We start from the raw sequence: 23795 nt of genomic DNA, 5'->3' as shown, positions 1-23795 counted from the left end.
ACGACCTTGGTACGCAACAGGCGCAGACGTCCGACCGGCGCACGACGCGCGACCCTCGCCGCGGTCGCCCTGATGCTCGGCGGAGCCGGGCTCGTCGGGGCGAACGTCTACGCCTCGGCCACCGAGGGCTGGGGCGACGGATCCGGCACGGACGCCTCCGGACGCGTCCTGTCCTCGGGCATGGCGACCATCGACTGCCCCGATGTCGGCGGCCGGCTGACGGCCGTGCCGGACGCGGCCCGTCCCGAGGTCGACCGCGAACTCGCCGCGCTGGACCAGCAGATCGCGGCGGCGTACCAGCAGGTGCGGCAGGCGGGGTGGGGCGGCGGCGAGGACGCCGGTTCCGCCGGGGAGACCATCATGGGGCCGCTGGAGGAGAAGCGGTCGGAGTCCATCGGACGGATCGCCGACGCCCTCGGCCGGGCGGGGGAACGCCCACGGGGCCTGGACGATCTGGCCGCCTGCACCCTGCGCCCCGGCGACAGCGGTCAGGCCACCGGTACGCCGGACGACGACGGCCGGCAGGGCGGCACCGGCCAGGGGCAGGGCGGAGCCGGTGCGGACCAAGGCGGCAGCGCTCAAGGACAGAGCGGCGGCGGTCAAGCGCAGAACGGCGCCGGGCAGGGCGGCAACGGACCCGTCGTGTCGGACTACGCCGACATCACCGCCGTGCCGCCCGAGGCACCGGCCCCGCCGCCGCAGGCCGACGCCTCGCGCGGCACGTTCACCTCCGACTGCGGTGTCAACGCGGGCGGCCTGTTCAACTCCGACAACGTCATCGTCGCCCCCGGCGTCTCCAACGGCGCCCACCACTTCCACGACTACATCGGCAACCAGGGCAACAACGCCTTCGCGAGCGACGAGGACCTGGCCAAGGCCGGTACGAGCTGTGCCGACCAGGGCGACAAGTCGTCGTACTACTGGCCGGTGCTGCGCCTCCAGAACGGCACCCGGGAGCGGGACGCCGGGGCCCCGGGCGGCGGGACGGAGGGCAACGCGGGCCAGATCGTGACACCCGAGCAGGTCACGCTGACCTTCGTCGGAAACCCGCGCGGCAAGGTCACCGCCATGCCGCGTCTGCTGCGCATCATCACGGGCGACGCCAAGGCGTTCGTCAACGGACCCGGCAACGCCAACGCGTCCTGGAGCTGCACCGGTTACGAGAACCGGCAGCTGAAGGACAAGTACCCGCTGTGCCCGCCGGGCAGCGACGTGGTGCGCACCTTCCGCTTCCAGAGCTGCTGGGACGGCCGCAACATCGACAGCGCCAACCACCGCACCCACGTGGCCTTCACGGCCGCCGACGGCTCCTGCCCGGCGGGCTTCGAGCCCATTCCGCAACTGGTGCAGCGCATCGTCTACGACGTCGACGCGCCGAGCCTCGCGGACGGCGGCCGTACCGTACCGCTGTTCGCGGTGGACTCCTTCCCCGAGCAGTTGCACAAGCCCGTCACCGACCACGGCGACTTCATCAACGTCTTCGGCGAGAACCTGATGCGCGAGATGGTCGACTGCATCAACTCCGGCCGCGCCTGCGGTTCCTCCCCCGACGACGGCTCCGCCGCGACGCCGACGCCCACGGCGACTTCGAGCGCGACGGCGGCGCCGGGGAACGGCTCCAGCGAGGAGAGCGGCGGGAGCGAGCAGAACGGCGGGAGCGAGCAGAACGGCGGGAGTGCCACCTCCCCGCCCGCGCCGTCGGCGTCCCGATCCGGTGCGGCGCCACGGCACGACGCGACCACGTCGCCCGCCCGCACCACCAAGCACGACACGGACGACAAGGCGGCACCTGCCGTGTCCGCCGCACCCCGGTCCACGCCGGCGCGTTCGGCACCGGCTCCGTCCCCGGCGGCGCCGAGTCAGGCCGCCCCCGCCCCCGTCACCGCCGCCGCGTACGCCCCGCCGACGGCCGCGGGGACCGAACCCCAGGCGAGCCGGGGCGGTCTGGCGGAGACCGGCGCGCATCTGTGGCCCGCGGCCATCGGCACGCTGCTTGCCCTGTCGGGTCTGTTCATGCTCCTGCGGGCCAGGCGCATGCGCTACTGACCGTTCGCGGACGACGGCGGCCCCCCTCCGAGGCGGTCGCCGCCGTCCGCCGGCGACGGCTGGCAGGAGCGCTCACGACCCCTTGTGGGAGCGCTCCCAAGGAGGTGAGGATAAGGGAATGCCGTCTCTCCCTCCGCACCCGCTGATCCGGCCCTACCGTCGCGCCGACCGCGACGCCGTGGCCGACGTCTGCGTCCGCACCGCGCACAACGGGGGCGACTCCCGGGCCCTCTACCCCGACCAGCGCCTGATGCCGTCGCTCTTCGCCGAGCCGTACTGCCGTTTCGACCCGGACCTGGCCTTCGTACTGGACGACGGCACGGGCCGGGCCGTGGGATACATCGTCGGTACGGCGGACACCGAGCGCTTCGTGAAGGACTTCCGGCGGAGCTGGATCCCCCGGCTGGCCGGCCGCTATCCGGAGCCCGCCGCGCCGCCCCGCACGCCCACCGAGGAGATGATCCGCCTCCTGCACCACCCGGAGCGGATGCTCGTCCCCGAACTCGCCGCCTACCCCGCCCATCTGCACATCGACCTGCTGCCGGCCTGGCAGGGGCAGGGCCACGGCCGCCGCTTGCTGCACACCTTCCTGGACGCCCTGCGCGGACAGGGCGTCGAGGCGGTCCACCTCGGCATGGTCACCGTCAACACCGCCGCCCGCGCCTTCTACGACCGGGTCGGCTTCCACGAGATCCCGGTCGCCGACGCGGGCCCCCTCACCTACCTGGGCCGGTCCACGGCCCGTGGGTGAGCGGCGGCCCTCAGCCGAGCCTGAGCGTCTGCTTGGCGAGGTCGTAGGCGGGCCGCATCTCCTCGTGCTCCTGGGTGTCCATGCCTCCGAGGTGCAGGACGACGGGGCCGTCGGGCGTGCTGACGGCGAAGGCGCTCTCCTTCTTCGTCTCGTCCAGGAGCTTGCTCGTGTAGAGGTACTCCACCTCCACCGCGGAGACGCCGCCGCCGGTCTTGAAGGAGTGGTACTGGGCCTTGCTCACGTTGTCCTCGGCGGCGACGAACGCGCGCAGCACACCGCCCGCGTCCGCGTCGCCGGCCTTGCCCGTCCACACGCGCAGGAAGCCGATGTTGCCGGCCGGCTTGGCGTCGATCTCGCAGGCGGCCGTGACGGGGCCCTGCCGCAGGAAGGCGTCGGCGAGCGCCCCGCCGAGGTCGCCGTCCTCGCCCTCGGAGGATTTGGCCAACTCCTTGTCGGCGTCGATCGACTTGGCCTTCCAGTGCTGGGCGATGTCGAAGCTCACGGGCAGTTCGCAGGCCGAACCGGCCGCGCCGATCGTGCCGCCACGGGCCGCCGCCGTCCCCTTCGCGCCCGTGCCCCCGGCCGTCGCGCCCTTGGTGCTCGCCGACGCGCTCGCGGCCTTCTCCCCGTCGCCGTCCGCGGACTCGGCGCACCCGCCGAGCACCGCGGCGAGCGCCGCCGCCACGACGATGCGGCCTCCGACGGTCCCCACCCCGACCTGCACTGTTGCCTCCCCTTCGGTTCGGAGCCGTCACTGTAACCGAGGGCACCGACGACGCCGGCCGCGATGCGGGTCACCGGATGCGGCTCACGGGGTGCCTGTCATCCGGCCTCGCGCACACAGTGCAGGAAGAGCTGCGGCTCGGGTCCCGCCTCGGGGCCGCGCGGGGTGAACACGGTCCGCTCCTCGGCCAGGACCGTCAGGCCCGCGCCGGAGGCCAGTTCGGTGAACGCCTCCGCGGTGAAGCTCGTGATCCGGACCGGCTGCCCCATGAAGACACCCTCGGTGTCCTCCAGGTCAAGCGGCACGGTGGCCAGCACGACGAAGCCGCCGGGCCGTACCGCGCGGACCAGCTTCGCCACGACGGCCGCCTGTTCGGTGCGGGACATCTGCACCAGCGAGAAGTACGCGCACGCGGCGTCGAACGAATCCTCCGGCAACGGCGTGTCCCGGACGTCGGCGAGCCGGAACTCGGCCCCGGGGACCTGCCGCACGGCCAGGTCGACCATGACCGGTGAGACGTCGATGCCCAGTACCCGGTGCCCGGCCTCGGTCAGCGTCCGCGCGGTCGGTCGGCCCGTCCCGCTGCCCACGTCCAGCACCCTGCTGCCCGGCGCCAGCCGCTCCACCAGCCAGCGCAGCGACGCCCGGTGCGGTACGGAGTCGGCGAACGCCTGCTCGTAGGCGAGCCCCAGCGCGTCGAACACCACGGCGGCCTGCGCCCTGCGGTCCTCGTCGACCACGACTGATCCTCCTGTCCCGGTCCGGCCGTGCGTCCCGCCCCCGGCGAGCCGGTCGCGTGGCCGTGAACCGCGCTGTGAACGGCATCTCGAAGTGTGCCGGGAAATGCGCCTCGAAGCCGCCCGCCGTTTGCGAGGGACGGTACACGCACGGCAGGGTGCCGGGTGTGCCTTCCCTGCTGATCATCCATCACACCCCTTCACCGAACTGCCAGGCCCTGTTCGAGGCGGTCGTGTCGGGAGCCACGACACCCGAGATCGAGGGTGTGCGCGTCGTACGCCGGGCGGCCCTGTCGGCCACCGCCTCCGACGTGCTGGAAGCCGACGGCTACCTGCTCGGCACGCCCGCCAACCTCGGTTACATGTCCGGCGCCCTCAAGCACTTCTTCGACCAGATCTACTACCCCTGCCTGGACGAGACCCGTGGCCGCCCCTTCGGCTTCTACGTCCACGGCGGCAACGACGTCACCGGTGCCGTCCGCGCCATCGAGTCCGTCACCACCGGTCTCGGCTGGCGCCGGGCGACCGAGCCGGTGACCGTCACCGGCGAACCGGGCAAGGCCGACATCCAGGCGTGCTGGGAGCTGGGCGCCACGATGGCGGCGGGCCTGATGCCCGGAGCCTGAGCCGTCGCGCCGCCACCGGAGTGGTCTTCGTACGGTCGTGCCCCGCTGCCCGGCGTGGGCCGAAGTCACCACGCGTCCGGGTGGTCCCCCCCCCATCCGACCTGGACCGGACGAGTTGCGGTGACCCGGCCCGCCCGCCGGTCCGGCCGGTCCGGCCGGTCCGGCCGGGCCTACGACGTACGGTGGCCGGATCCGGACCGGGTGACCGGGCGCCGTCGGGGCGATTCCTGGTGGTCGCCGCAGTGCGCCGGCGTCGCGGTGTCGTGCCGGTGCCAGACGGCGTCCACCACGCGGCCGTCGGGCAGGGTGTGGCGGCGCGGGCCCTGGTCGGGGACGAGACCCGCGCGGGCCAGGGCGCGCCGGCTCGCGGTGTTCCCGGTCTCGGCCCCGGCCCGGACGGTGGCCAGTCCGAGGTGGGTGTGGGCCAGCTCCAGGCCCGCGCGGAACAGTTCCGCGCCCAGGCCCTGGCCACGGCAGCCCGGAGCCAGCCAGCCGCCCATCTCGCCCGCGAGGTGCTGTAGTTCGAGGGCGCCGGCGTAACCGAGGTCGGACCGGCGCACGCAGACCAGCAGGAGCGGGTCGTCCGGGCCGGGCGTGAACGGTTCCGCCAGCTCGCGGGGGATCCGCCGGCCGTCCTCCCCGGCGGGCCGCCAGGCCAGCAGGGCCCGGCGGACAGCGGGGTCGGGCAGCACCTCGTCCGCCTTGGTGCCGAGCCACCCTTGCGCCTGGGCGTCCGCGCTCGCGGCGATCGCGGCGGCCACGTCCAGGCGGGTGCGCGGGGTGAACAGCAACAGCCGTTCGGTGGCCAGCGCATGCCGCCTCGGCCCGCACCGCCCCGGCACCGGAAGCCCCGGCGCGATCCGGCTGCGGCGGAACAGTGACCAGCCCATGGGACCCCCGGCACTACGGCACACACGGCGGGCACGGCACCGGCCCACCGAGGGCACGGACGCTCCGCACCGGCGGCGAATCTAGCGGGTCGCGGCCGGAGCCGCCGTACCGCTGCGGGGTGTGGTCGGGGCCGTGCTGCCGGGCGCGCTCGGCTCAGTCGGCCGGTTCCTGGGAGCCGGGCCTGGGGCGGGTGCGGGTCCAGGACGGATCGGCGGCCGGGGTCGGGGTGGGGGCGGTGGTGTGGTGCATGGCTGTCCTTCGGACGAGTGGGGGATGGTCCGGGGGCGGTCTGGTGCGTGGTGAACGGGGTCCGGTGAGGCCTCTCCCTCGTCGGCGGAGGAGGGGCCTCCTCGCCCGTGGCGGTGTCCTCCAGCAGAGGGCCGGGGCGGGACGTGTGGCCCCGGAGGCGAGGCGGTCGGGGCCGTGGGGCCCAGGGAGTCGACCGGGATGCTCGCCTCCGGGTGGTACGGGGACGCCGGTTGGGGTCGGCAGCACGTGCGCATCCGGCCTCTCGGGTGGGGGTGAGGGCGTCCTGGGCCGGCCGGTGCGGCGAGTCCACTCTGGCACCCGCCAACCACGCTCCGCAACCGGCAGGTTGAAATTCGCAAGGCGCGAAGTGCATGCTGCATCCGCCAGAACGTGATCGAATAGGCGACGCGCACGGATCGCGTGCGAGGGTGTCCTGGGACCTGACGAGGGGGTGGGAGTGACCGCGGAGACCGACTGGGGCGGCGCCCCGTCCGTGCTGCGCATGATCCTCGGCAGACGCCTGGAGGAACTGCGCACCCGGGCCGGCCTCAGCTACGCCGAGGCCGGTGCCGCCATCGGGGTCAGCCACTCCACGATCCGCCGCATGGAGGCCGCCAAGGTGGCCCGGCTGCGGCTCGCGGACGCCGAGAAACTCCTGCGGGTCTACGGCGTCACCGACCAGCAGGAGATCGACACCTTCCTGCACTCCGTGCGCGAGGCCAACAAGCGCGGCTGGTGGCACACGTACCGCGACGTCATGCCCGACTGGTTCTCCGCCTACCTCAGCCTGGAGCAGGCGGCCCTGCACATCCGCGCGTACGAGAACCAGTCCGTGCACGGCCTGTTGCAGACCGAGGACTACGCCCGCGCCCTGCTCACCGCGGCCGGTCCGCACGTCTCCGCAGAGGCCACCGAGCGCCGCGTCGCCCTGCGCATGCGCCGCCAGGAACTGCTGACCAGAGCCACGCCGCCACGGCTGTGGGTGGTGATGGACGAGACCGTGCTGCGCTGGCCGGTCGGCGGCCCCGAGGTGATGCGCGCGCAGATCGACCACCTCATCGAGGTCAGCCGGCTGCCCCAGGTCACGGTGCAGCTCATGCCGTTCGCCAACGGCCCGCACCCCGCCCTGTCGGCCGGCGCCTTCCACCTCTTCCGGTTCCGGGCCCGCGAACTGCCCGACATCGCCTATCTCAGCGGCCTCCTCGGGGCCGTCTACCTCGACAAGGCCGACGAGGTCGTGGTCTACCGGGAGGCCCTGGACCGGCTGAGCGCCCAGGCCGCGTCCGCCAGGAGGACCGAGACCCTGCTCGCCGCGCTGCGCAAGGAGTGGTGACCCGCCCCGACACCCGCCCGCCCCACCCTCGTACCTGCTGATGCGAAGCCCCGAGCCCCACCTGACCGAATGGGAGACACGGCGTTGCCCGACAACGGATGGCCGGCCGACCGGATCGACACCGAGAACGCCCACTCCGCCCGCATCTACGACTACATACTCGGCGGCAAGGACTACTACGCCGCCGACAAGGAGGCGGGCGACGCCATGTCCCGGGAGTGGCCCGCGCTCCCGGTGCACATGCGGGCCAACCGCGACTTCATGAACCGTGCCGTGCGCTGGCTCGCCGAGGAGGCGGGCATGCGCCAGTTCCTGGACATCGGCACCGGCATCCCGACCTCGCCGAACCTGCACGAGATCGCCCAGGCCGTGGCCCCCGAGTCCCGGGTCGTCTACGTCGACAACGACCCGATCGTGCTCACCCTCTCCCAGGGTCTGCTGGCCAGCGCCCCCGAGGGCCGGACCGCGTACATCGAGGCCGACTTCCGTGACCCGGCGGCCATCCTGGACGCCCCCGAGCTGCGCGAGACCCTGGACCTGAGCCGGCCCGTCGCCCTCACCGTCATCGCGATCGTCCACTTCATGCTGGACGCGGACGACGCGGTCGGCGTCGTACGGCGGCTGCTGGAGCCGCTGCCGTCCGGCAGCCACCTCGCGATGTCCGTCGGCACCGCCGAGTTCGCGCCCGAGGAGGTGGGCCGGGTCGCCCGCGAGTACGCGGCCCGCGACATGCCGATGCGGCTGCGCACCCTGGACGAGGCCCACGAGTTCTTCACGGGCCTGGACCTGGTCGAGCCCGGCATCGTCCAGGTGCACAAGTGGCACCCCGACGGCAGCGGCGAACAGGGCATCCGGGACGAGGACATCGCGATGTACGGCGCGGTCGCCCGCAAGCCGTGACAGACCCGGGGCCGAGGTCCGACCCACCTCCCGGACCTCGGCCCCGCCTCCCGTCGTATCGACGGCCGGGGCGGTCGCCGGCCGCTACCGTGAGCCCATGTACACCACCCGCGTCACCCGGCACGTGGCGGCGCCCCCGCACGCCGTCTACCGGGCCCTGACCGACCCGCAGGCGGTCGCGGCCTGGCGGGTCCCGGCCGGCATGACCGCCCGCGTGCACACCTTCGACGCCCGCGAGGGCGGGGCCTTCCGGATCTCCCTCACCTACGACGACCCGGCCGGCGCCGGGAAGTCCGGCGGACGCACGGACACCTACCAGGGGCACTTCGCCCGGCTCGTGCCCGGCGCCCTGGTCGTCGAGGTCGTCGCCTTCGAGACCGGCGACGACGCCCTGCGCCCCACGATGACCCTGACGACGACGCTCACCGCGGCCGACGGCGGCACGCAGGTGGAGGTCCGGCACGAGGGCGTCCCCGACGCGATTGCGCCCGAGGACAACGAACAGGGCTCCCGCATGGCCCTGGACAACCTCGCCCGACTCGTCGAAGGGCGGGAGCCGGCCGCCCCGGAATGACCGAAAAGAGTGAAGTGGAAAGCGGAACCGGGGCGCGGGAAACGCGGTCTTAGGGTCTGTCGACGGCCGGGATCGGACCGGTCGCGAAGAAACCGGGGGAATGGGACACATGTCCATGCGCAGCCGTAAGACCCTCCTCACCGCCGCGGCCCTCACGGCCGGCCTCACCCTGGCCGCCGTCACGCCCGCCCTGGCGGGGGCCTCCGCGAGCGGCACCACCCGTGCCGCCGCCGTGTCGTCCGCGCAGGGCGACCCGCGGAACGCCACCCAGCACGTGGCCGACTTCTACGGCGCCTACATCGACGCCGTCTGGGCCACCGACGACCCCACCGCCGCGGCCAGTGCCAAGGCGCTGCGCGGCTTCTACCTCTCCGCCGCCGCGCAGAAGAAGGTCGCCGCCTTCGAGAAGAAGGAACACGCCGACGGCATCCTGTTCGCGCAGAACGTGCCGGTGAAGTGGAAGGTGGCCTATACCGGCTCCGGTGCCGGTCACGCCACCAGCCGGGTCACGCTCACCTGGGGGGACGGGCCGCACCCGCAGGTCAGCCGGATCGACGTCCAGTCCGACCTGAAGACCCTGAAGATCACCGATCTGAAGCCGGCCGGCTGACCGGGGTACCGGGCGCGGATCCCGCTCCGCCCCATTCGGAGCGGGGTCCGCGCCCGCCCGGGGCCCTGCCCCGGGCCGAGGCGGGCGCCTGTGCCGGAGGTCAGGCGTTGGGATCGAAGGGGATGCCCGACGGCATGGAGTGCGCCAGCGCGTACTGGAAGTCGCCGTCGTCGATCTTGATGGTGGCCGCTCCGAAGTCCGCGCTCAGCAGCTTCTCGCGGTAGCCCGCCGGATAGCCGTTCCAGCCGACCAGCCGCGGATAGAACCAGCCGCCCGTCACGTTCTCCGGCGGCTCGTCGTTGGTGTTGGCGAACCGGAAGCAGTGGGTCGAGACGCCGTCCTTGTGATAGACGATCTTCGGGTGGGTGCCGTCGAAGCGCACCGAGGAGCGGGCCGCCACCTGGTAGCCGGAGTGCTGGGACACCGAGACGTACTGGACGGTGTTGTCCTTGATCCACACCACCACGTGCTCCCAGTCGTGGGTGTGCCCGATGGCGGCGGGTCCGAGGGTCGCCTGGTCCTTCTCGAAGTAGCTGGCGTACATCACCGCGCACCAGCCGTTGTTGCACTTCTCGCGCGAGTAGGTGTTGGCGTTGGCGAGCTGAGCGTAGTCGTGGCAGTGGCCGTTGACGTCGCCGCCCAGCTTCAGACCGGGGTTGATGGTGCCGTCGCTGCCGATGGCGGCGGTGGCGTAACAGCCGTCCCCGTCGTAGTCGTAGGCGGGGGAGAAGGTCTGCTCCAGGCCGTCGGCGTTCTGCGGCAGCAGTTGCAGGACGTTGGCGTCGGCGGTGCCGGGCGAGGTGAGGACGAGGGCGAGCGCGCCGAGGGCGGCGGCGAGCGCGGAGGTCAACTGACGCACGTGGGCTCCCTGTTGTCGAGGCGCCGCAGATTCTCGCAACGCCTCGGCGGGACGGGCTACCCTCTGAACTGAACTTTGCCGCAAGGCCAGTTGAACGTGACGGCCGAAGCCGCCCGAGTGGGTGCTGTCGTACCGCTATCCGCCGGAAATCAGGCGTTCCCCCTGGTTCCGGCGGTAAGCCGCGGTTCGGGCCGATGCCCGGGTCGTGCGTCGGCGGCGTCCGCGCCGGACGCGCTCACGCGTGGCGGGCCATCTCGCCGCGGCCGTGGTGGCGGCGCTCGACGGGGATGCGGTGCACCGCGATGAGCGCGGCGTCGTCGCCGAGCCGGCCGCCGGCGTGGGCGAGCAGATCGCGCCGCAGGTGGTGCATCAGCGCCTCGGGACTGTCCTCGGTCCACCGCGCGACCCGGTCGGCCAGCGGATAGAACCGGCCGTGCTCGTCCCGGGCCTCCATGACCCCGTCCGTGTAGAGCAGCAGCGTGTCGCCCGGCTCGAAGGAGAACACGTCCAGGGTGTGCTCGGCACCCGCGTGCACCCCGAGCGGCGGCGACGGGTGCAGACTCGGGACGGTCACGACGTGACCGGGGCTCAGCAGCAGCGGCGGCGGATGACCGCAACTGGTCATCCGGGTGACCGGGTCGCGGTCCGGGATGTCCACGAGCAGCGCGGTGGCGAACCGCTCGCCCTCCTCCTCCGCAGTCTCCAGATCGGCCGCGTAGCGGGTGACGCTCTGGTCCAGCCGGGTCGCCAGCTCGTCCAGCGGGATGCGCCGGTAGGCGCTCTCCCGGAACGAGCCGAGCAGCAGCGCGGCCTCGCCGATGGCGGGCAGCCCCTTGCCGCGGACGTCGCCGATGAGGAGCCGGACCGAGCCGTCGCACACGGCCGCCGCGTAGAGATCGCCGCCGATCTGGGCCTCGTCCTCCGCGGCCAGGTACAGCGAGGCGATCCGCAGCGGGCCGATCTGCTCGGGCAACGGCCACATCAGGACGTGCTGCGCGGCCTCGGCGACCGTGCGGACCTGGGCGAGCTGGGTCTGCCGGCGCTCGCGCAGGACGCTGTAGACGACGGTGAGCACCACGAGGATGGCGAGGGTGATGAGCTGCACGATGTGATTGGTGGTGGCGAGTCCGCCGCGGTGGACGCCGATGAGGAACTGGGCGGTCAGCGCCAGCGCCCCGATGCCCGCCGTCGCCCGGGGGCCGGCGAAGGAGGGGGTGAGCGCGGGCGCGATCACCAGGGCCGGTCCGAGATGGATGTCCCAGGGCAGCCACAGCTCCGCCACCGTGATCATCACGATGAGCAGGACCGGGAGCACCAGCAGCGCGTGGGCCGACTGCCACCGCTGCCGGAGGCGGATGCGCGCGGCCCCGGGTGTCATGCCTACCAGCGTGCTCCCGGCCTGGTGGACCGGCCACTCGCTCCGGTTTGCGCCCCTCGCACCGGAGCCCCCGCCCAGCCGGCCGTCGGCCCCGGCACCAGCGGGCCGTACCCACCCTTTCCCGGCACCCCGGACCCCGGCGCTCCCCATCGCCGGAGTGAACCCTTCGGGTGACACCGTGTCGCCGGCGGCGCGCCGGGTACCCGTACGCACCCCGGGGCCGAACCGGCCGCCCCGGGACGCAGGGTGCCGAATGGAGAGGTCATGACGCACAACGGGGAGGACACCGCACCCCTCCGGCGACCGGAGGTCACCGAACTCCGCCTCGCCTCGGACGGGACCGGCCTGGAGTTCTCGTCCGCGCCGGAACCGGCGCAACTGCCGCACGATCGCAGCCAGGCGATCCTGGAGGCCGCCAAGGAGATCGGCTCGCTCCTCAAACGCGCGGGCCACCCCTTCGCGCTCGCCGGGAGCGTGGCCGTCTACGCCCACGGCGGCAGCCGTTATCTCCAGCACGACGCGGACTTCGCCATCCTGCCCGACGACGCCGAGGCGGTGGCCGCCACACTGAGCGAGGCCGGCCTGCCCGTGCGGACCCCACCGGAGGACTGGCTGCTGAAGACCACCTGCCACGGGCAGAACATCGACATCATCTTCGCGCTGGCCCACCAGCCCGTCACCCGGGACATGCTCGACCGGGCCCATGTCCTGCCGGTGGACTCGGTGCTCATGCCGGTGCTGTCGCCGACCGACCTGATCCGCAGCCTGATCAGTGCCTTCTCCGAGCACTACTGCGACTTCGGGTCGGTCCTGCCGGTGGCCCGCGCCGTCCGCGAGAAGGTCGACTGGGACGAGGTCCGCACGACCTGCGGCGGCCAGCCCATGCCGGCCGCCTTCCTCTTCCTCCTCGAACGGCTGAACGTGATCGATGCCCGGGAGGGGCAGCCATGACCGACACGAGCCCGCCGCCCCCGTCGGCGGCAGGGAGTCTCGACTACCGCGTCGCCCACCTCGCCGAGCACCTGGCCTCGGGAGAGCTCGGGGAACTCGGCGTACGGCTCGAACTGCGCGGCGACGCCGTCCTGCTCACCGGCACCGTGCCGTCCACCCAGTGCCGGGACGACATCCTGCGCATGGCCCGCGAGGAACTTACGGGGCACCCGGTCCACAGCGACCTGCTCATCGCCGGGACCTCCTCGCCCGACCACGGAGAGGACCTGACATGATCCGCGTCGCGGCCGTGGGCGACATCCACATGGGCCCCGAGAGCCAGGGCACCCTGCGGCCCTCCTTCGAGACACTGCCCGCGTGCGCCGACGTCCTGCTGCTCGCGGGCGACCTCACCCGTCACGGCACACCGGAGGAGGCCGCCGTCGTCGCCCGGGAGATCAAGGACCTCGGGGTGCCCGTCGTCGCCGTACTGGGCAACCACGACCACCACGACGAGCGGCCCGAGGAGGTCACCGCGATCCTCCGGGACGCGGGCGCGCACGTCCTCGAAGGGCAGGCGGCCGTCGTCACCGCCGACGGCGCCCGGATCGGGGTCGCCGGGACCAAGGGCTTCGGCGGCGGCTTCGTCGGCCGCTGCGCGGGGGAGTTCGGCGAACCGCTGATGAAGGAGTTCGTCCGGTACACCCGGCGGAGCGCCGACAGCCTGCACAGCGCCCTGAAGAACCTGGAGGAGTGGGACTGCGACGTGCGGATCGCGCTGACCCACTTCTCCCCGGTGCCGGACACCCTGGCCGGGGAGCCGCTGGAGATCTACCCCTTCCTCGGCAGCTACCTGCTCGCGGAGGCCATCGACACCGGCGGCGCCGACCTCGCGGTGCACGGCCACGCCCACGCGGGCACCGAGCACGGCATGACCAGTGGGGGCGTCCGCGTACGCAACGTCGCCCAGCCGGTGATCGGCCAGGCGTTCCACGTCTACCACCTGCCAGGCCGGCACGGGTGACGGGGGCGGTGCGCCGGGCCTTCCGGGTGGATGGTCGCGGGCGGGGCGGACCGGCCGACGCCTGGCGCGGCCGAGTCCTTCTCCGCGCGGGTGTCCGCCGCCGAGCTCGGGGACCTCGCGGCTGGTCGCGTCACTGTGACCGGCGCGGCTGCGCCCGCCCGGGTGTCACGCCGCCGTGCTCAGTGCCTCGCGGCCCGTCACGTCGCCGTCCTTCGCGGGCAGTGTCAGCGGCACCGGTTCGCGGCGTCGGCGCAGCAGCAGGCCCGCGCCGATCGGCCCGGCGATCAGCAGTCCGCCGGCCACCAGCGCGCCGCGGGCGCCGGCCCACTCCATGAGCAGGCCCAGCAGCGGCGGACCGCCGAGGCTCCACACCGTGCCGACGCTGCTCCACACGCCGAGCACCCGGCCCCGCAGATGCGGCGGCGGATCGGTCTGGAGCACGGCCGTGCCGGCGGTGTCGGAGACGGACTCCACGATCGCCATCGGCAGCACCAGGACCAGCAGCACGGCCAGCGACGGCGACAGACCCGCCACCACCTGGAGCAGCGCGCCCCCCGCCGCCAGCAGACCCACGGTCCGCACGGAGGGCCTGCGCAGCCGGGCGCCGAGGACGGCTCCGAGGATGCCGCCGACGGCGAGCACCGTGGACACCGTGCCGAACGCCGCGGCGCCGCCGGCCAGCGGTCCGGTGACGAGGACGGCGAGCGTCAGGCCGTAGTTGCGGCCGAAGACGGAGCTGAGCCCGGTGATGCCCGCGAGGGCGACCAGGCGGGGCCTGCGCGCGAAGAAGGACAGGCCCTCCCGCACGGTCATGCCCGCGCGCGCCGGAACCGCCCGCGCCCCGGCCTCAGGCTTCCCGGCGGCTGCGGGCACGGGCCGCAGGAACGGCACCACCGCGGCCACGAACACGAACGACAGCCCGTTCGCGGCGTACGCGGCGGACGTGCCGAGGAACCCGACGGTGACCCCGGCCAGGGCCGTGCCGGCCAGCCGGCCCGAGCTGTGCACCAGCGCGCCCACCCCGATCGCGGACGGCACGTCCTCCACCGGCACCAGATCGTTGCCGAGCAGGGCACAGGCCGGTCCGTCGACGGTGGCGATGACGCCGGTCACGCCGGCCAGCACCAGCAGCGCGGTCATGTCGATCCGGTCCAGCGCCACGAGCAGCGCCGTGGTGAAGGCGACCGCGCCGAGCAGGGCCTGGCTGACGGTGACCGTCAGCTTGCGGGGCCAGCGGTCCACGGCCGCCCCGCCGAGCAGGCTCACGAACAGCGCGGGCGCCGCCTGGACGGACATGGACAGTCCGGTCGCCGCCGCCGAGCCCGTGATGTGCAGGACGAGCAGGTTCTGCACGGTGAGCTGCATCCACGTGCCGGCGTTGGAGACGAAGTTCGCGGCCGACCACCAGCGCATGCCCCGGTGCCGCAGGGAACGCCACGGCGAACGCGAGGCCGGGGCGGTGAGGGGTGCTGACGGGGGCTGGGCGGGGGCAGAAGACACGACGGGGTACTCGACAACCGGGAAAGCGGGGAGGACCGGCGAGCCCGTCGGATCGGCAGCGCTGCACGGCCGGGGCTGCCAGGTCAGGGCGCCGACCATGGTGGCAGACGGGACGGCGCGGTCGACGCCACCGCGTCCGCCGGCACCCGGTCACATCCGTCAAACAGCCTCGGTCGTACGGTGGTTGGAGCGCGCGTGGGGTTCCTCACACGTCCGGTTCCGGCCGGTCCGTCCTGGTACGAGGAGGGGGCCGTCGATCGGCCACCCCCCCGCACCGGCGGGGAGTCCCGCACTCGGCCCTCTAGCGGTTGACGGCCCTCATCCCGGCCTCGTCGTACCGCTCACCTGCCGCCGCGGGCAGCTCCGCGTCGATGCGGGCCAGGTCGTCCTCGGTCAGCTCGATGTCCACCGCGGCGGCGTTCTGCTCCAGGTAGGTACGGCGCTTGGTGCCCGGGATCGGCACCAGGTCCTCGCCCTGGGCCAGCACCCACGCGATGGCCAGCTGGGCCGGGGTCACGTCCTTCTCGGCGGCGATCTCCTTCACCTTCTCCGCCAGCCGCAGGTTCGCCTCCAGATTGGCCTCCGTGAACCGCGGGTTCGTGCGCCGGAAGTCGTTCTCGTCCAGCTCGTCGGGCGAGGTGAAGCGGCCCGCGAGGAAACCCCGGCCGAGCGGCGAGTACGGCACGAAGCCGATGCCCAGCTCCCGGCAGGTGGGCAGCACCTCGGCCTCCACGTCCCGCGACCACAGCGAGTACTCGCTCTGCACCGCGGTGACCGGGTGCACGGCGTGCGCGCGCCGGATGGTCTCGGCGCTCGCCTCGCTGAGCCCGATGTACCGCACCTTGCCCTCGGCGACCAGCTCGCCCAGCGCGCCGACCGTCTCCTCGATGGGCACGTTCGGGTCGACCCGGTGCTGGTAGTACAGGTCGATGTGGTCGGTGCCCAGCCGCTGGAGCGAGCCGTGCACCGAACTGCGCACATGCTCGGCCGAGCCGTCCTGCCGGCCGACCGTGCTCATGTCGCCGGGGACGGCGTCGTCCATCCGGTAGTTGAACTTCGTGGCGATGACGTACTCGTCGCGGTGGCCCCTGATCGCCTCACCGACGAGCGACTCGTTGGTGAGCGGCCCGTAGACCTGCGCGGTGTCGAGGAAGTCGATGCCGAGTTCGAGGGCACGCCGGATGGTCGCGATGCCCTCCTCCTGGTCGGTGGAACCGTAGAAGGCGGACATGCCCATGCATCCGAGCCCGATGGCCGATACCTGGAGGTCCCGTAGCCTGCGCTTCTGCATGTGGGGTCACAGCCTTTCGTGCACTCGTCGGTCGTTCTCCGGGCGCGAGGGCCTGCTTCCATCTAGCGACGGAATCCGGCACCCGGCATCCCGTGGGGGAGCCGGGCGCGGGCCGCGCGCGCCGGTGCTCTGCGACGCTACGAGCTGGAGTGCTCTCGAAGTCAAGCCGTGCCCGGCGGGACGGGGTTCCGCCGCGTCACGGGTTCAGCCGTACCGGCAGTGCGAACAGGTCGTTCTGGGTGACCACCGGCTTGTTGCGCAGTTCGCTCGCGGGGACCGCCAGGTCCAGGCCGGGGAAACGGGCGTACAGCGCGGGCAGGGCGACGCCCGCCTCCAGGCGGGACAGGGCGGCGCCGGGGCACACGTGCGGGCCGTGGCCGAAGGAGATGTGCCGGTTCCTCGTGGCGCGGGTGATGTCGAACTCTCCGGCGGTGGGGCCGTGGGCACCCTCGTCCCGGCCGATCGCGCCGTACGACACGATCAGCGCGTCCCCGGCCGGGATCACCTTGTCGCCGACCGGTACGTCCTCGGTCGCGAAGCGGATCAGGACGTGCGAGGTGGGGGTGGAGTAGCGCAGCGTCTCCTCGACGACCGCGGACCAGTCGGCCCGGCCGGACAGCACCAGGGCGCGCTGCTCGGGGTGGGTGGACAGGTTGACGACGGCGTTGACGATCAGCGAGATCGTGGTCTCGTGGCCCGCCGCGACCATGAGCTGGAGGGTGGAGACGATCTCCTCGTCCGTGAGGCGGTCGCCGTCCTCCGAGGCGAGGATCAGCGCGCTGGTCAGGTCGTCGCCCGGCGCGGCCCGCTTGGCCGCCACCGTCCGCGCCATGATCTGCGCCAGCTCCGTGAGGGTGGCGACGACCTCCTCCGGCGCGGTCTGCGTGGAGAAGAACTTCTCGAACAGCACCTTCAGCCGGGGCAGCAGGCCCTCGTCGATGCCCATCAGGTCGGCGATGACGTACATCGGCAGCGGGTAGGCGAAGGCCGCCTTCAGATCGACGGTCCCGCCGTCCGCCGGCAGCGCGTCCAGCAGGTCCTGGGTGAGCTTCTCGATCCGCTCCCGCATCCGCTCCACCCGGCGCGGGGTGAGCGCCTGTGCGACCAGGGTGCGCAGCCGGCGGTGGTCGGCGCCGTCCACCGTGAGCATGGAGCGGCCCGGGTTGGCCAGGCCGATCAGCGGCCAGTCCGCGGGTATCTCACCGCGCCGCCAGGCGCCCCAGACGTTGATGTCCTTCACCAGCCGCGGGTCGGTGAGCAGCGCCTTGGCCTCGGCGTGGTGGGTGACGGCCCACACCGGGACACCGCCCGGCAGTTCGACGGCGGCGAGCGGGCCGGCCGCGCGCAGCGCCGCGCTCTCGGCGTCCAGGTCGGTGACGAAGGGATCGAGGGCGATGCGGGGTGCTTCGGTACCGGTCGTCATCGTGACGTGCCTCCCAGGGCAGGGGTCGGGTACGGCGGGTACGGCTCCGGTCCGGGGACGGCCCCCGGGCCGGCGGCGGAACAGCGGGTCGGCCGGGGCGCCGCGGGTCAGCGGGCGGGCACGGGGCTGAACCGGACCGGCAGCCCGGACAGTCCCCTCAGCCAGGGCGAGGGCCGACGCGTGAGGGACTCCGCCGGCACCGCCAGATCGATGTCCGGGAGCCGGTCCAGGACCACCTCGATACCGGTCCGCGCGATCACCTCGGCGATCTCCTGCGCGGGGAACGGGCAGCGGTGCTCGCCGTGGCCGAAGGAGAAGTGCGCGTTGTTGCCGCCGGTCAGCGCGGAGGCGTCGGTCCGCACCTGCGGGTCGGAGTTTGCCCCTTGCAGACCGAGCAGCAGCAGATCACCGGCCTTGACGCGCCGGCCGCCGAGGTGCGTGTCGCGGGCGGCCCAGCGGCCCGCCACGTTCTGCGTCGGCGTGTCCTCCCACAGCACCTCGTTCATCGCCTCGGCGACGCTGTTGCGCCCGCCGAACAGGGAGGCGGCGAACCGGTCGTCGGTCAGCATCAGCCGCAGCGAGTTGCCGATCCAGTCGGCGGTCGGCTGGTGCCCGGCCGCCATCATCACCATCAGGTCCTGTGCGATCTCCTCGTCGCTGAACCCGCTGTCGTCGGCCAGCATCCGGGAGACCACGTCGGCCGCCGGCTCCTTCCTCCGGTCGGCCAGCAACTGCGCCATGGACGCGGCCAGATGGGCCTGCCCGGCCAGCGCCCGCTCCCGCCCGTCGATCATGTCGTTCAGGGCGGTGACCAGCCCCGGACCGTCCTCGTCCGGGAAGCCGTACAGCCGGGCCAGGACCCGTACCGGCAGCAGCATCGCGTACTGCGCCACCAGATCGGCCTCGCCCGCCGGGCACAGCGCGTCGATCAGTTCGTCCGCGAACCGCTCGGCGTGCGCGCGCAGTTCGAACGGGTCCACCTCCTCCAGCGCGTTGCTGATCATCGCCGCGCGCTGCCGGTGCCGTTCGCCGACCGTGTAGAGGATCGACGGCTGCTTGTGCCCGATCATGGGCAGCAGCGGCCAGTCCGCGGGGATGTTCTCCCACTGGTTCCACAGGTCCGAGTCCCGGCTGAACAGCACCGGGTCACCGGTCACCTGGTGCAGTTCCCGGTAGCCGAGCACCAGCCAGGCCGGGATGCCGCCGTCGAGCAGCACCGGCACGACGGCGCCGTGGTCGCACCGCATCTCCCGGTACAGACGGGCGGGTTCGGTCTGGAACCGGGGCCCGCTCAGCGGGACGGCGTCGGGCGTGGTCACACGAACTCCCGTCGGGGCAGGACCGTCCGCGCGGACGGGTCGGCGTACCGGTTCTTCACGTGCTGCACCAGCGTGATCAGCACCTGCTTGCCCGACTCCCGGGAGCGGGCGTCGCAGTCGACCAGCGGCACCTGCGGGTCCAGGTCCAGGGCCTCGCGGACGTCCGCGCCGGCGCGGACCGGACCCCCGAAGTCGTTGCAGGCCACGATGAACGGCGTGCCGTGCTGCTCCAGCCGGTCGATGGCGTACCAGGAGTCGTCGATGCGCCGGGTGTCCACCAGGACGACCGCCCCGAGCGTGCCGGAGAACAGCCGGTCCCACAGGAACCAGAACCGCTCCTGGCCCGGCGCGCCGAACAGGTACAGCACATTGCGCGCGTCCAGGCTGATCCGGCCGAAGTCGAAGGCGACGGTGGTGCCGGACTTGCCGCGCACCTGGCGGATGTCGTCCACCGTCGCACCGGCCTGCGTCATCGTCTCCTCGGTGTTGAGGGGGCGGATCTCGCTGACCGAGCGGACCAGCGTGGTCTTGCCGACGCCGAAACCGCCCACGACCACGATCTTGAAACCGTGGTCGGCGGTGGCACCCAACGGGGTGCGCGCGGGAGTGCGCGCGTCAGAGATTGCGGAGTCCAACGAGCACCTGCTCCAGGATGTCGGGATCGGTAATGGCCGGCCTGCGCGGATGCCGGGCGCTGACCCGGCCCGCCGCGAGCAGATCGCACAGCAGCACCTTGGTGATGCCCACGGGCAGCCGCAGTTCGGCGGCGATCTCCGCCACCGAGGCGGGGAACCGGGTCAGCTCCAGGATCGCCACGTGCTCCGACTGCATGCCGGCCGCCGGCTCCGACTCGGCGACCACGAGGGTGACCAGGTCGAAGGGGTTGTCGGGGCCGGTGCGGGTGCGTCCCTGGGTGATGGTGTACAGCCGGTCGGGGGCGTCGTCCCGGCCCGGGCGGTTCATGCTCGGACGGTCCATGTCCGGCCTGTCGCTGTCCGGTCGGCTCATGAGGTGCGGGGCGGAGCGGTGAGGTGCTCGCCGAGCTGCTCCACCAACTCGCTCATGTTGTGTCCGATGACGCCGGCGTCCGCGTCCTCCGTGGCGATCACGGCCAGATGGGCGCCGGCGCCCGCCTCCACGATGAACAGCACACCGCCGTAGAACTCCGTCATCGCCGAGCGCACACCTCCGCTGCCGTCGCCGAACTCCACGGACGCGCCGTGCGACAGCGACTGGATGCCGGCGGCGATCGCGGCCAGCTGGTCGGCCTGGTCGACGCTCAGCTCCGGCGTACGGCACAGCTTCAGCCCGTCCCGGGACAGCACGAGCGCGTGCCGGGCACCCGGGGTCCTCTCCAGCAGGCCCTCCAGGAGCCAGGTGAGCTTGTCGTCGGCGGTGGTCGGGCCGGTCATGAAGTGGTGTCGCCTTCCGGGTACGCGTGCGGGTGGGAGGGGGTGGGGGAGCCGTGTTCGTCGGCGCCGTGCGAGGGGTCGCCGGCCGGCACACCGTCCGGCGGCGGGGTGGCGGCTCGCTCGTCCGGCGCCGTGGTGTGCGAGGGACCGGTGGGGTGGTTCTGGGACTGGTCCGCGGTGGGGTCGGTGCGGCGGGCGCCCGGCGCGGACGGGCGTACCGCCTGGCGGAAGCTGCTGAAGCGGGCGGCGCGGGTCCTGCCCGCGTCGGAGGCCGGGGCGGCGCGGGGTACGTCGGCGGCCGGTGCCGTGTGGTGCCGTGTGGGGTCCGGCGCGGTGTCGTGCTCGGCCGTGTCCGGCGCGGTGCGGCGCTCGGCGTCGCTCGGCGCGGTGCGGTGCCGCGCGTCGTCCGGTGCGGTGTCGTGCTGGGCGGGGGCCGCTGCGGTGCCGGGTGTGCCGGTGCTCGGCGCGGTGCGGTGGTCCGCGGTACCCCGGGCCGTACGGTGCTCCGGCGTGTCCGGCGCCGTCCGGGCGCGCTCCGCTCGGGCGAGGGTGCGGCCCCGGCGACGCCTGGGCAGACCGGCCGGGCCCTCCTCCGGCGGCGCGGCGGGCTCGTGGACGACGGCGGTGTCCACGGCGGCCGGTGCCGGCGCGGACGGGCCGCTCCGCGGCTTCGGGGCCGCGGCGGACGGCTCGGCGGGTGCGGCGGGGCTGGTCAGGATCTCCTGCGGGATGAGCAGCAGCACGCCCGTGCCGCCGCGCGCCGACGGCCGGAACGACACCTTGAGCCCGTGCTTGCGGGCGAGGCGGCCGACCACGGCGAGCCCGAGCCGGGTGCCGGTCAGACCGCCGAGCCCGTCCACGTCACCGGAGACCGCCCGCTCGGCGCGGCGCAGCTGCACCTCGCCCATCACCAGCCCGCTGTCCTCCACGGACACGATGGCCCCGGCCGGCACCTCCTCCACGTAGACGTGGACCTCGGCGGTCGGCGGCGAGAAGTTGGCGGCGTTGTCGAGGATCTCGGCGAGCGCGTGCATCACGCCCTCGGCGGCGTGCCCGGCGACGGCGGCCTCGCTGACCGAGTGCACCCGCACCCGCCGGTACCCGGCGATCCGCCCCATCGCGCCGCGCAGGATCGACTCCATCCCGATCGGCCGTGCCCAGCGGCGGCCCGAACGCGCCCCGGTGAGCACGGCGATGGAGTCCGCGAGCCGGCCGGCCTGGGCGGTGCGGTGGTCGAGGTGGAGCAGGTCGGCCAGCACGTCCTCGTCGGTGTGCCGGTCCTCCATCGCCCGCAGGTCGGCGAGGGTCGCCGTGGCGAGGGCCTGCATCCGGGCGGCGACGTTGGAGGTCGCGGCGACCGCGGCCGCCCGTTCCCGCCGGGCCCGCTCCAACTCGCCCGAGAGACGGGCGTTCTCCTTCGCGAGCCGGTCCAGCTCCCGTGCGCCGTCCTCCTCCAGGCGCGCCCGTTCGGCCGCGAACGACTCCGTGAACTCGGTGCGCTGCTGCGCGAGTTCGTCGATGAGCCGCTGCTGCTCCCGGCGCGCCTCCTCGGCCGTACGGGCCTGCTGCTGGAGCAGCCGTCCGACGTCCTGGGTGACGCTCTCCAGCCTGCGCCGGGTGCCGCGCGCGGTCCGCAGGGCGTGCGCGGCGGTGGCCACCGCCGCGCTGAGCACCACCGCTGCCACGCCCCCGCCCGCGGCGAGCGGGGTGCGCACGGAGTCCGGCGCCGCCGCCACGGCCGCGCAGAGCACGAGCGCCGACAGCACACCGGTCACGGCGAGGGCGGAGACGAACGTACGGAGGGAAGATCGGTCGCCGGGATGCGTGGGCGCGGTCATCGGTCCGGTCTGATCCTTGCGGCGGAGACGGCGGGTCGGGGCGGGGCGGGCAGGAACGTCGGGTGGCAAGGCGTGCCAACGGTGGTGAGGCGTAACACCGGTGGTGAACTGGCGGTCACTATACGAGAGTTCTTGATCTAAACAGAAAGGTTCTGCGCTACTTCCGAACCGCGGCCCCGGAAACGCCTGTGTCCGGGGACGGTTCCGCGGGGGTGCCGGTTGCCTCCCGGCCCCTGGTTTCCGCGCCGTACGCCTGTGGGTCTTCCCACACCGGCGTGCCCTCGCGACGGATGTTGACGCCCGCCTCCCGGCTCGCTGGACTGCACGGAGGGGCGGGTCGGACCGGAGCGATCCGTGCATCCGCACGATCACGCCCGAAGCGGACGGATGGCGGACGGAACGCCTCGCACGGCCGGACCGCCGGGAGCGAGGTGGAGGGGGCGATGCGCGTGACGGGGAACCGACGGCGACGGGCTGCCGTGTCTCATGACCGCTGAAGGGCGCACGCCGCGAGTCCGCCCGCCGCTCGCGCGGCTCGCCCGGTTCACCGGGCGGACGCTGTGGGGCGAGTGGCACGCCATCGTCGTCGACCCGGTGCGGCGGCTCGCGCGGCGCGGACTGTCCGGGCTGCTGCTGGCCTTCGTCGCCGCGTTCGGCGTCGTCTTCTTCCACGACATCGCCCAGCACCCCACGGGAGCGGGGTGGGTGGAGCGGCTCGGCGGGGTCCGGGCCGAGCTTCCGCTGTGGCTGTCCCTGCTGCGCACCCCCGTGTCGCTGTACGTCCCCGCGCTCGACCTGCCGGTATGGGCGGGCATCACCCAGCTGTTCCTCGCCTTCGCCCTCGCCGAACTGGCACTGGGCCGGGTCCGGACCCTGGTGATCGCCTACGCCACCACCCTGGCCGGCACCCTCACCGCCCGTCTGATGATCGCGCTGGGGCCCGGCTGGTGGGGCCTCGGACTGCCGCCCGAGGCCGGGCAGGTCCTGGACACCGGGCCCTCCGCGGCCGTGGTCGGCCTGTTCACCTACCTCTCGGTGGTCCGGCGCGCGCCCGTGGTGTTCACGCTGACCGGCGGCTCGATGGTGTGGGAGTCCGTCGCCGTGCCCAACCTGGCCGGCCGCGAGCACCTGATCGCGGTGGCCGCGGCGATCGTCCTCGGTCTGCTGCACGGCCGGGGGGAGCGGCTGCGTGCCGCCGTACGGCTCCCGCGGCCCACGCGTCGACGGCCCTCGCGCACACCCCCGCCCGGCCCCGGCCCCACCCCGACGGCCGACCGCCCCGGACCTGCCCAGGCCAAGGTCTCGGCGCATTCCCTCGAACGCTAGTCCGACTCGGCGGGGGCAGCCCGCGCCGCGCCGCCCCTTCCGACCCGCCCGGCC

At 73.5% G+C, this 23795-nt stretch carries 24 protein-coding genes; 11 read left to right on the top strand and 13 right to left on the bottom strand.

The genetic code is table 11. The features are described from left to right. The first annotated feature begins 72 nt into the window (after positions 1 to 72). Positions 73 to 2046: a DUF1996 domain-containing protein gene (locus AQJ11_RS08760; RefSeq protein ID WP_059262476.1), complete on the top strand. Its 1974-nt coding sequence runs from the start codon at positions 73 to 75 to the stop codon at positions 2044 to 2046. 118 nt (positions 2047 to 2164) lie between these two features. Further along, positions 2165 to 2797, top strand: coding sequence for a GNAT family N-acetyltransferase (locus AQJ11_RS08755; RefSeq protein WP_059262475.1), 633 nt, complete (start codon positions 2165 to 2167; stop codon positions 2795 to 2797). Positions 2798 to 2807: 10 nt separating this feature from the next. On the opposite strand, the gene AQJ11_RS08750 is transcribed toward AQJ11_RS08755, so the two are convergent. After that, entirely contained in the window at positions 2808 to 3521 is a 714-nt protein-coding gene (locus AQJ11_RS08750) for a lipoprotein (RefSeq protein ID WP_014676762.1), read from the bottom strand. 98 nt (positions 3522 to 3619) lie between these two features. After that, positions 3620 to 4261 (bottom strand): class I SAM-dependent methyltransferase, encoded by a 642-nt coding sequence (locus AQJ11_RS08745; protein ID WP_059262474.1) that lies wholly within the window; start codon positions 4259 to 4261, stop codon positions 3620 to 3622. A 164-nt stretch (positions 4262 to 4425) separates the two neighbouring features. Between AQJ11_RS08745 and AQJ11_RS08740 the strand changes: the two genes are divergently transcribed. Further along, positions 4426 to 4884: a flavodoxin family protein gene (locus tag AQJ11_RS08740; RefSeq protein ID WP_059262473.1), complete on the top strand. Its 459-nt coding sequence runs from the start codon at positions 4426 to 4428 to the stop codon at positions 4882 to 4884. A gap of 170 nt (positions 4885 to 5054) precedes the next feature. Here the strand turns inward: AQJ11_RS08740 and AQJ11_RS08735 are convergent, their stop codons facing one another. Beyond that, positions 5055 to 5774 carry a GNAT family N-acetyltransferase gene (locus AQJ11_RS08735; protein ID WP_059262472.1) on the bottom strand — a complete coding sequence of 240 codons (720 nt, stop codon included), beginning with the start codon at positions 5772 to 5774 and terminating at the stop codon, positions 5055 to 5057. Positions 5775 to 6481: 707 nt separating this feature from the next. Between AQJ11_RS08735 and AQJ11_RS08730 the strand changes: the two genes are divergently transcribed. From AQJ11_RS08730 to AQJ11_RS08715, 4 genes are all read left to right on the top strand, one after another. Then, on the top strand, positions 6482 to 7357 hold the full coding sequence (locus AQJ11_RS08730; RefSeq protein WP_014676766.1) for a helix-turn-helix domain-containing protein: 876 nt from the start codon (positions 6482 to 6484) through the stop codon (positions 7355 to 7357). A gap of 84 nt (positions 7358 to 7441) precedes the next feature. Beyond that, a complete protein-coding gene (locus AQJ11_RS08725; protein ID WP_059262734.1) occupies positions 7442 to 8257 on the top strand; it encodes an SAM-dependent methyltransferase in 816 nt (271 codons plus the stop codon). A gap of 97 nt (positions 8258 to 8354) precedes the next feature. Then, entirely contained in the window at positions 8355 to 8831 is a 477-nt protein-coding gene (locus tag AQJ11_RS08720) for an SRPBCC domain-containing protein (RefSeq protein ID WP_059262471.1), read from the top strand. A gap of 109 nt (positions 8832 to 8940) precedes the next feature. After that, on the top strand, positions 8941 to 9441 hold the full coding sequence (locus AQJ11_RS08715) for a hypothetical protein (RefSeq protein ID WP_059262470.1): 501 nt from the start codon (positions 8941 to 8943) through the stop codon (positions 9439 to 9441). A 100-nt stretch (positions 9442 to 9541) separates the two neighbouring features. Here AQJ11_RS08715 and AQJ11_RS08710 read toward each other — a convergent pair whose 3' ends face one another. Beyond that, positions 9542 to 10300, bottom strand: coding sequence for an NPP1 family protein (locus AQJ11_RS08710; protein ID WP_014676770.1), 759 nt, complete (start codon positions 10298 to 10300; stop codon positions 9542 to 9544). Positions 10301 to 10535: 235 nt separating this feature from the next. After that, the gene (locus tag AQJ11_RS08705; RefSeq protein ID WP_059262469.1) at positions 10536 to 11678 is read right to left on the bottom strand and encodes a PP2C family protein-serine/threonine phosphatase; all 1143 of its coding nucleotides are present in this window, start codon (positions 11676 to 11678) and stop codon (positions 10536 to 10538) included. A 264-nt stretch (positions 11679 to 11942) separates the two neighbouring features. Here AQJ11_RS08705 and AQJ11_RS08700 point away from each other — a divergent pair, with 264 nt between their 5' ends. The 3 genes from AQJ11_RS08700 to AQJ11_RS08690 are packed head-to-tail and all read left to right on the top strand — an operon-like array spanning position 11943 to position 13632. Further along, positions 11943 to 12629: a hypothetical protein gene (locus AQJ11_RS08700; protein WP_014676772.1), complete on the top strand. Its 687-nt coding sequence runs from the start codon at positions 11943 to 11945 to the stop codon at positions 12627 to 12629. Continuing rightward, positions 12626 to 12904: a BON domain-containing protein gene (locus AQJ11_RS08695; RefSeq protein WP_059262468.1), complete on the top strand. Its 279-nt coding sequence runs from the start codon at positions 12626 to 12628 to the stop codon at positions 12902 to 12904. The genes AQJ11_RS08700 and AQJ11_RS08695 overlap by 4 nt, the downstream gene beginning before the upstream one ends. Beyond that, positions 12901 to 13632, top strand: coding sequence for a metallophosphoesterase family protein (locus AQJ11_RS08690; RefSeq protein ID WP_014676774.1), 732 nt, complete (start codon positions 12901 to 12903; stop codon positions 13630 to 13632). The genes AQJ11_RS08695 and AQJ11_RS08690 overlap by 4 nt, the downstream gene beginning before the upstream one ends. 165 nt (positions 13633 to 13797) lie before the next feature. Here the strand turns inward: AQJ11_RS08690 and AQJ11_RS08685 are convergent, their stop codons facing one another. The 8 genes from AQJ11_RS08685 to AQJ11_RS08650 all read right to left on the bottom strand — a co-directional run bounded on the left by AQJ11_RS08685 (position 13798) and on the right by AQJ11_RS08650 (position 22415). Continuing rightward, complete coding sequence (locus tag AQJ11_RS08685; protein WP_059262467.1) at positions 13798 to 15045, bottom strand: MFS transporter; 1248 nt, start codon at positions 15043 to 15045, stop codon at positions 13798 to 13800. A gap of 388 nt (positions 15046 to 15433) precedes the next feature. Beyond that, a complete protein-coding gene (locus tag AQJ11_RS08680) occupies positions 15434 to 16423 on the bottom strand; it encodes an aldo/keto reductase (RefSeq protein ID WP_059262466.1) in 990 nt (329 codons plus the stop codon). A gap of 196 nt (positions 16424 to 16619) precedes the next feature. Continuing rightward, positions 16620 to 17846 (bottom strand): cytochrome P450 family protein, encoded by a 1227-nt coding sequence (locus AQJ11_RS08675; RefSeq protein WP_059262465.1) that lies wholly within the window; start codon positions 17844 to 17846, stop codon positions 16620 to 16622. A gap of 107 nt (positions 17847 to 17953) precedes the next feature. Next, on the bottom strand, positions 17954 to 19165 hold the full coding sequence (locus AQJ11_RS08670) for a cytochrome P450 (protein ID WP_059262464.1): 1212 nt from the start codon (positions 19163 to 19165) through the stop codon (positions 17954 to 17956). Next, positions 19162 to 19800: a GTP-binding protein gene (locus AQJ11_RS08665; protein ID WP_237281045.1), complete on the bottom strand. Its 639-nt coding sequence runs from the start codon at positions 19798 to 19800 to the stop codon at positions 19162 to 19164. Before AQJ11_RS08665 ends, AQJ11_RS08670 begins: the two co-directional genes overlap by 4 nt. After that, positions 19781 to 20128 carry a DUF742 domain-containing protein gene (locus AQJ11_RS08660; protein ID WP_014676780.1) on the bottom strand — a complete coding sequence of 116 codons (348 nt, stop codon included), beginning with the start codon at positions 20126 to 20128 and terminating at the stop codon, positions 19781 to 19783. The genes AQJ11_RS08665 and AQJ11_RS08660 overlap by 20 nt, the downstream gene beginning before the upstream one ends. Positions 20129 to 20169: 41 nt before the next feature. Beyond that, positions 20170 to 20577: a roadblock/LC7 domain-containing protein gene (locus tag AQJ11_RS08655; protein WP_014676781.1), complete on the bottom strand. Its 408-nt coding sequence runs from the start codon at positions 20575 to 20577 to the stop codon at positions 20170 to 20172. Continuing rightward, on the bottom strand, positions 20574 to 22415 hold the full coding sequence (locus AQJ11_RS08650; protein WP_059262463.1) for an ATP-binding protein: 1842 nt from the start codon (positions 22413 to 22415) through the stop codon (positions 20574 to 20576). The genes AQJ11_RS08655 and AQJ11_RS08650 overlap by 4 nt, the downstream gene beginning before the upstream one ends. A gap of 486 nt (positions 22416 to 22901) precedes the next feature. On the opposite strand from AQJ11_RS08650, the gene AQJ11_RS08645 reads away from it, so the two are divergent. Beyond that, a complete protein-coding gene (locus tag AQJ11_RS08645) occupies positions 22902 to 23741 on the top strand; it encodes a hypothetical protein (RefSeq protein ID WP_059262462.1) in 840 nt (279 codons plus the stop codon). Positions 23742 to 23795: the final 54 nt, after the last annotated feature.

Origin of the sequence: Streptomyces corchorusii, assembly GCF_001514055.1 — a bacterium.
In the GTDB taxonomy this organism is placed as follows: domain Bacteria; phylum Actinomycetota; class Actinomycetes; order Streptomycetales; family Streptomycetaceae; genus Streptomyces; species Streptomyces olivaceoviridis.
Note: the sequence above shows the minus strand (reverse complement) of the source record. Positions and strands in the feature narration are given on the sequence as shown.

Coding starts and splice junctions, on each gene's coding strand:
- AQJ11_RS08760 (WP_059262476.1), top strand. CDS start 73: ATGCTCGGCGGAGCCGGGCTCGTCGGGGCGAACGTCTACGCCTCGGCC.
- AQJ11_RS08755 (WP_059262475.1), top strand. CDS start 2,165: ATGCCGTCTCTCCCTCCGCACCCGCTGATCCGGCCCTACCGTCGCGCC.
- AQJ11_RS08735 (WP_059262472.1), bottom strand. CDS start 5,774: ATGGGCTGGTCACTGTTCCGCCGCAGCCGGATCGCGCCGGGGCTTCCG.
- AQJ11_RS08720 (WP_059262471.1), top strand. CDS start 8,355: ATGTACACCACCCGCGTCACCCGGCACGTGGCGGCGCCCCCGCACGCC.
- AQJ11_RS08715 (WP_059262470.1), top strand. CDS start 8,941: ATGTCCATGCGCAGCCGTAAGACCCTCCTCACCGCCGCGGCCCTCACG.
- AQJ11_RS08705 (WP_059262469.1), bottom strand. CDS start 11,678: ATGACACCCGGGGCCGCGCGCATCCGCCTCCGGCAGCGGTGGCAGTCG.
- AQJ11_RS08700 (WP_014676772.1), top strand. CDS start 11,943: ATGACGCACAACGGGGAGGACACCGCACCCCTCCGGCGACCGGAGGTC.
- AQJ11_RS08695 (WP_059262468.1), top strand. CDS start 12,626: ATGACCGACACGAGCCCGCCGCCCCCGTCGGCGGCAGGGAGTCTCGAC.
- AQJ11_RS08690 (WP_014676774.1), top strand. CDS start 12,901: ATGATCCGCGTCGCGGCCGTGGGCGACATCCACATGGGCCCCGAGAGC.
- AQJ11_RS08685 (WP_059262467.1), bottom strand. CDS start 15,045: ATGCGCTGGTGGTCGGCCGCGAACTTCGTCTCCAACGCCGGCACGTGG.
- AQJ11_RS08680 (WP_059262466.1), bottom strand. CDS start 16,423: ATGCAGAAGCGCAGGCTACGGGACCTCCAGGTATCGGCCATCGGGCTC.
- AQJ11_RS08675 (WP_059262465.1), bottom strand. CDS start 17,846: ATGACGACCGGTACCGAAGCACCCCGCATCGCCCTCGATCCCTTCGTC.
- AQJ11_RS08660 (WP_014676780.1), bottom strand. CDS start 20,128: ATGAACCGCCCGGGCCGGGACGACGCCCCCGACCGGCTGTACACCATC.
- AQJ11_RS08655 (WP_014676781.1), bottom strand. CDS start 20,577: ATGACCGGCCCGACCACCGCCGACGACAAGCTCACCTGGCTCCTGGAG.
- AQJ11_RS08650 (WP_059262463.1), bottom strand. CDS start 22,415: ATGACCGCGCCCACGCATCCCGGCGACCGATCTTCCCTCCGTACGTTC.
- AQJ11_RS08645 (WP_059262462.1), top strand. CDS start 22,902: ATGACCGCTGAAGGGCGCACGCCGCGAGTCCGCCCGCCGCTCGCGCGG.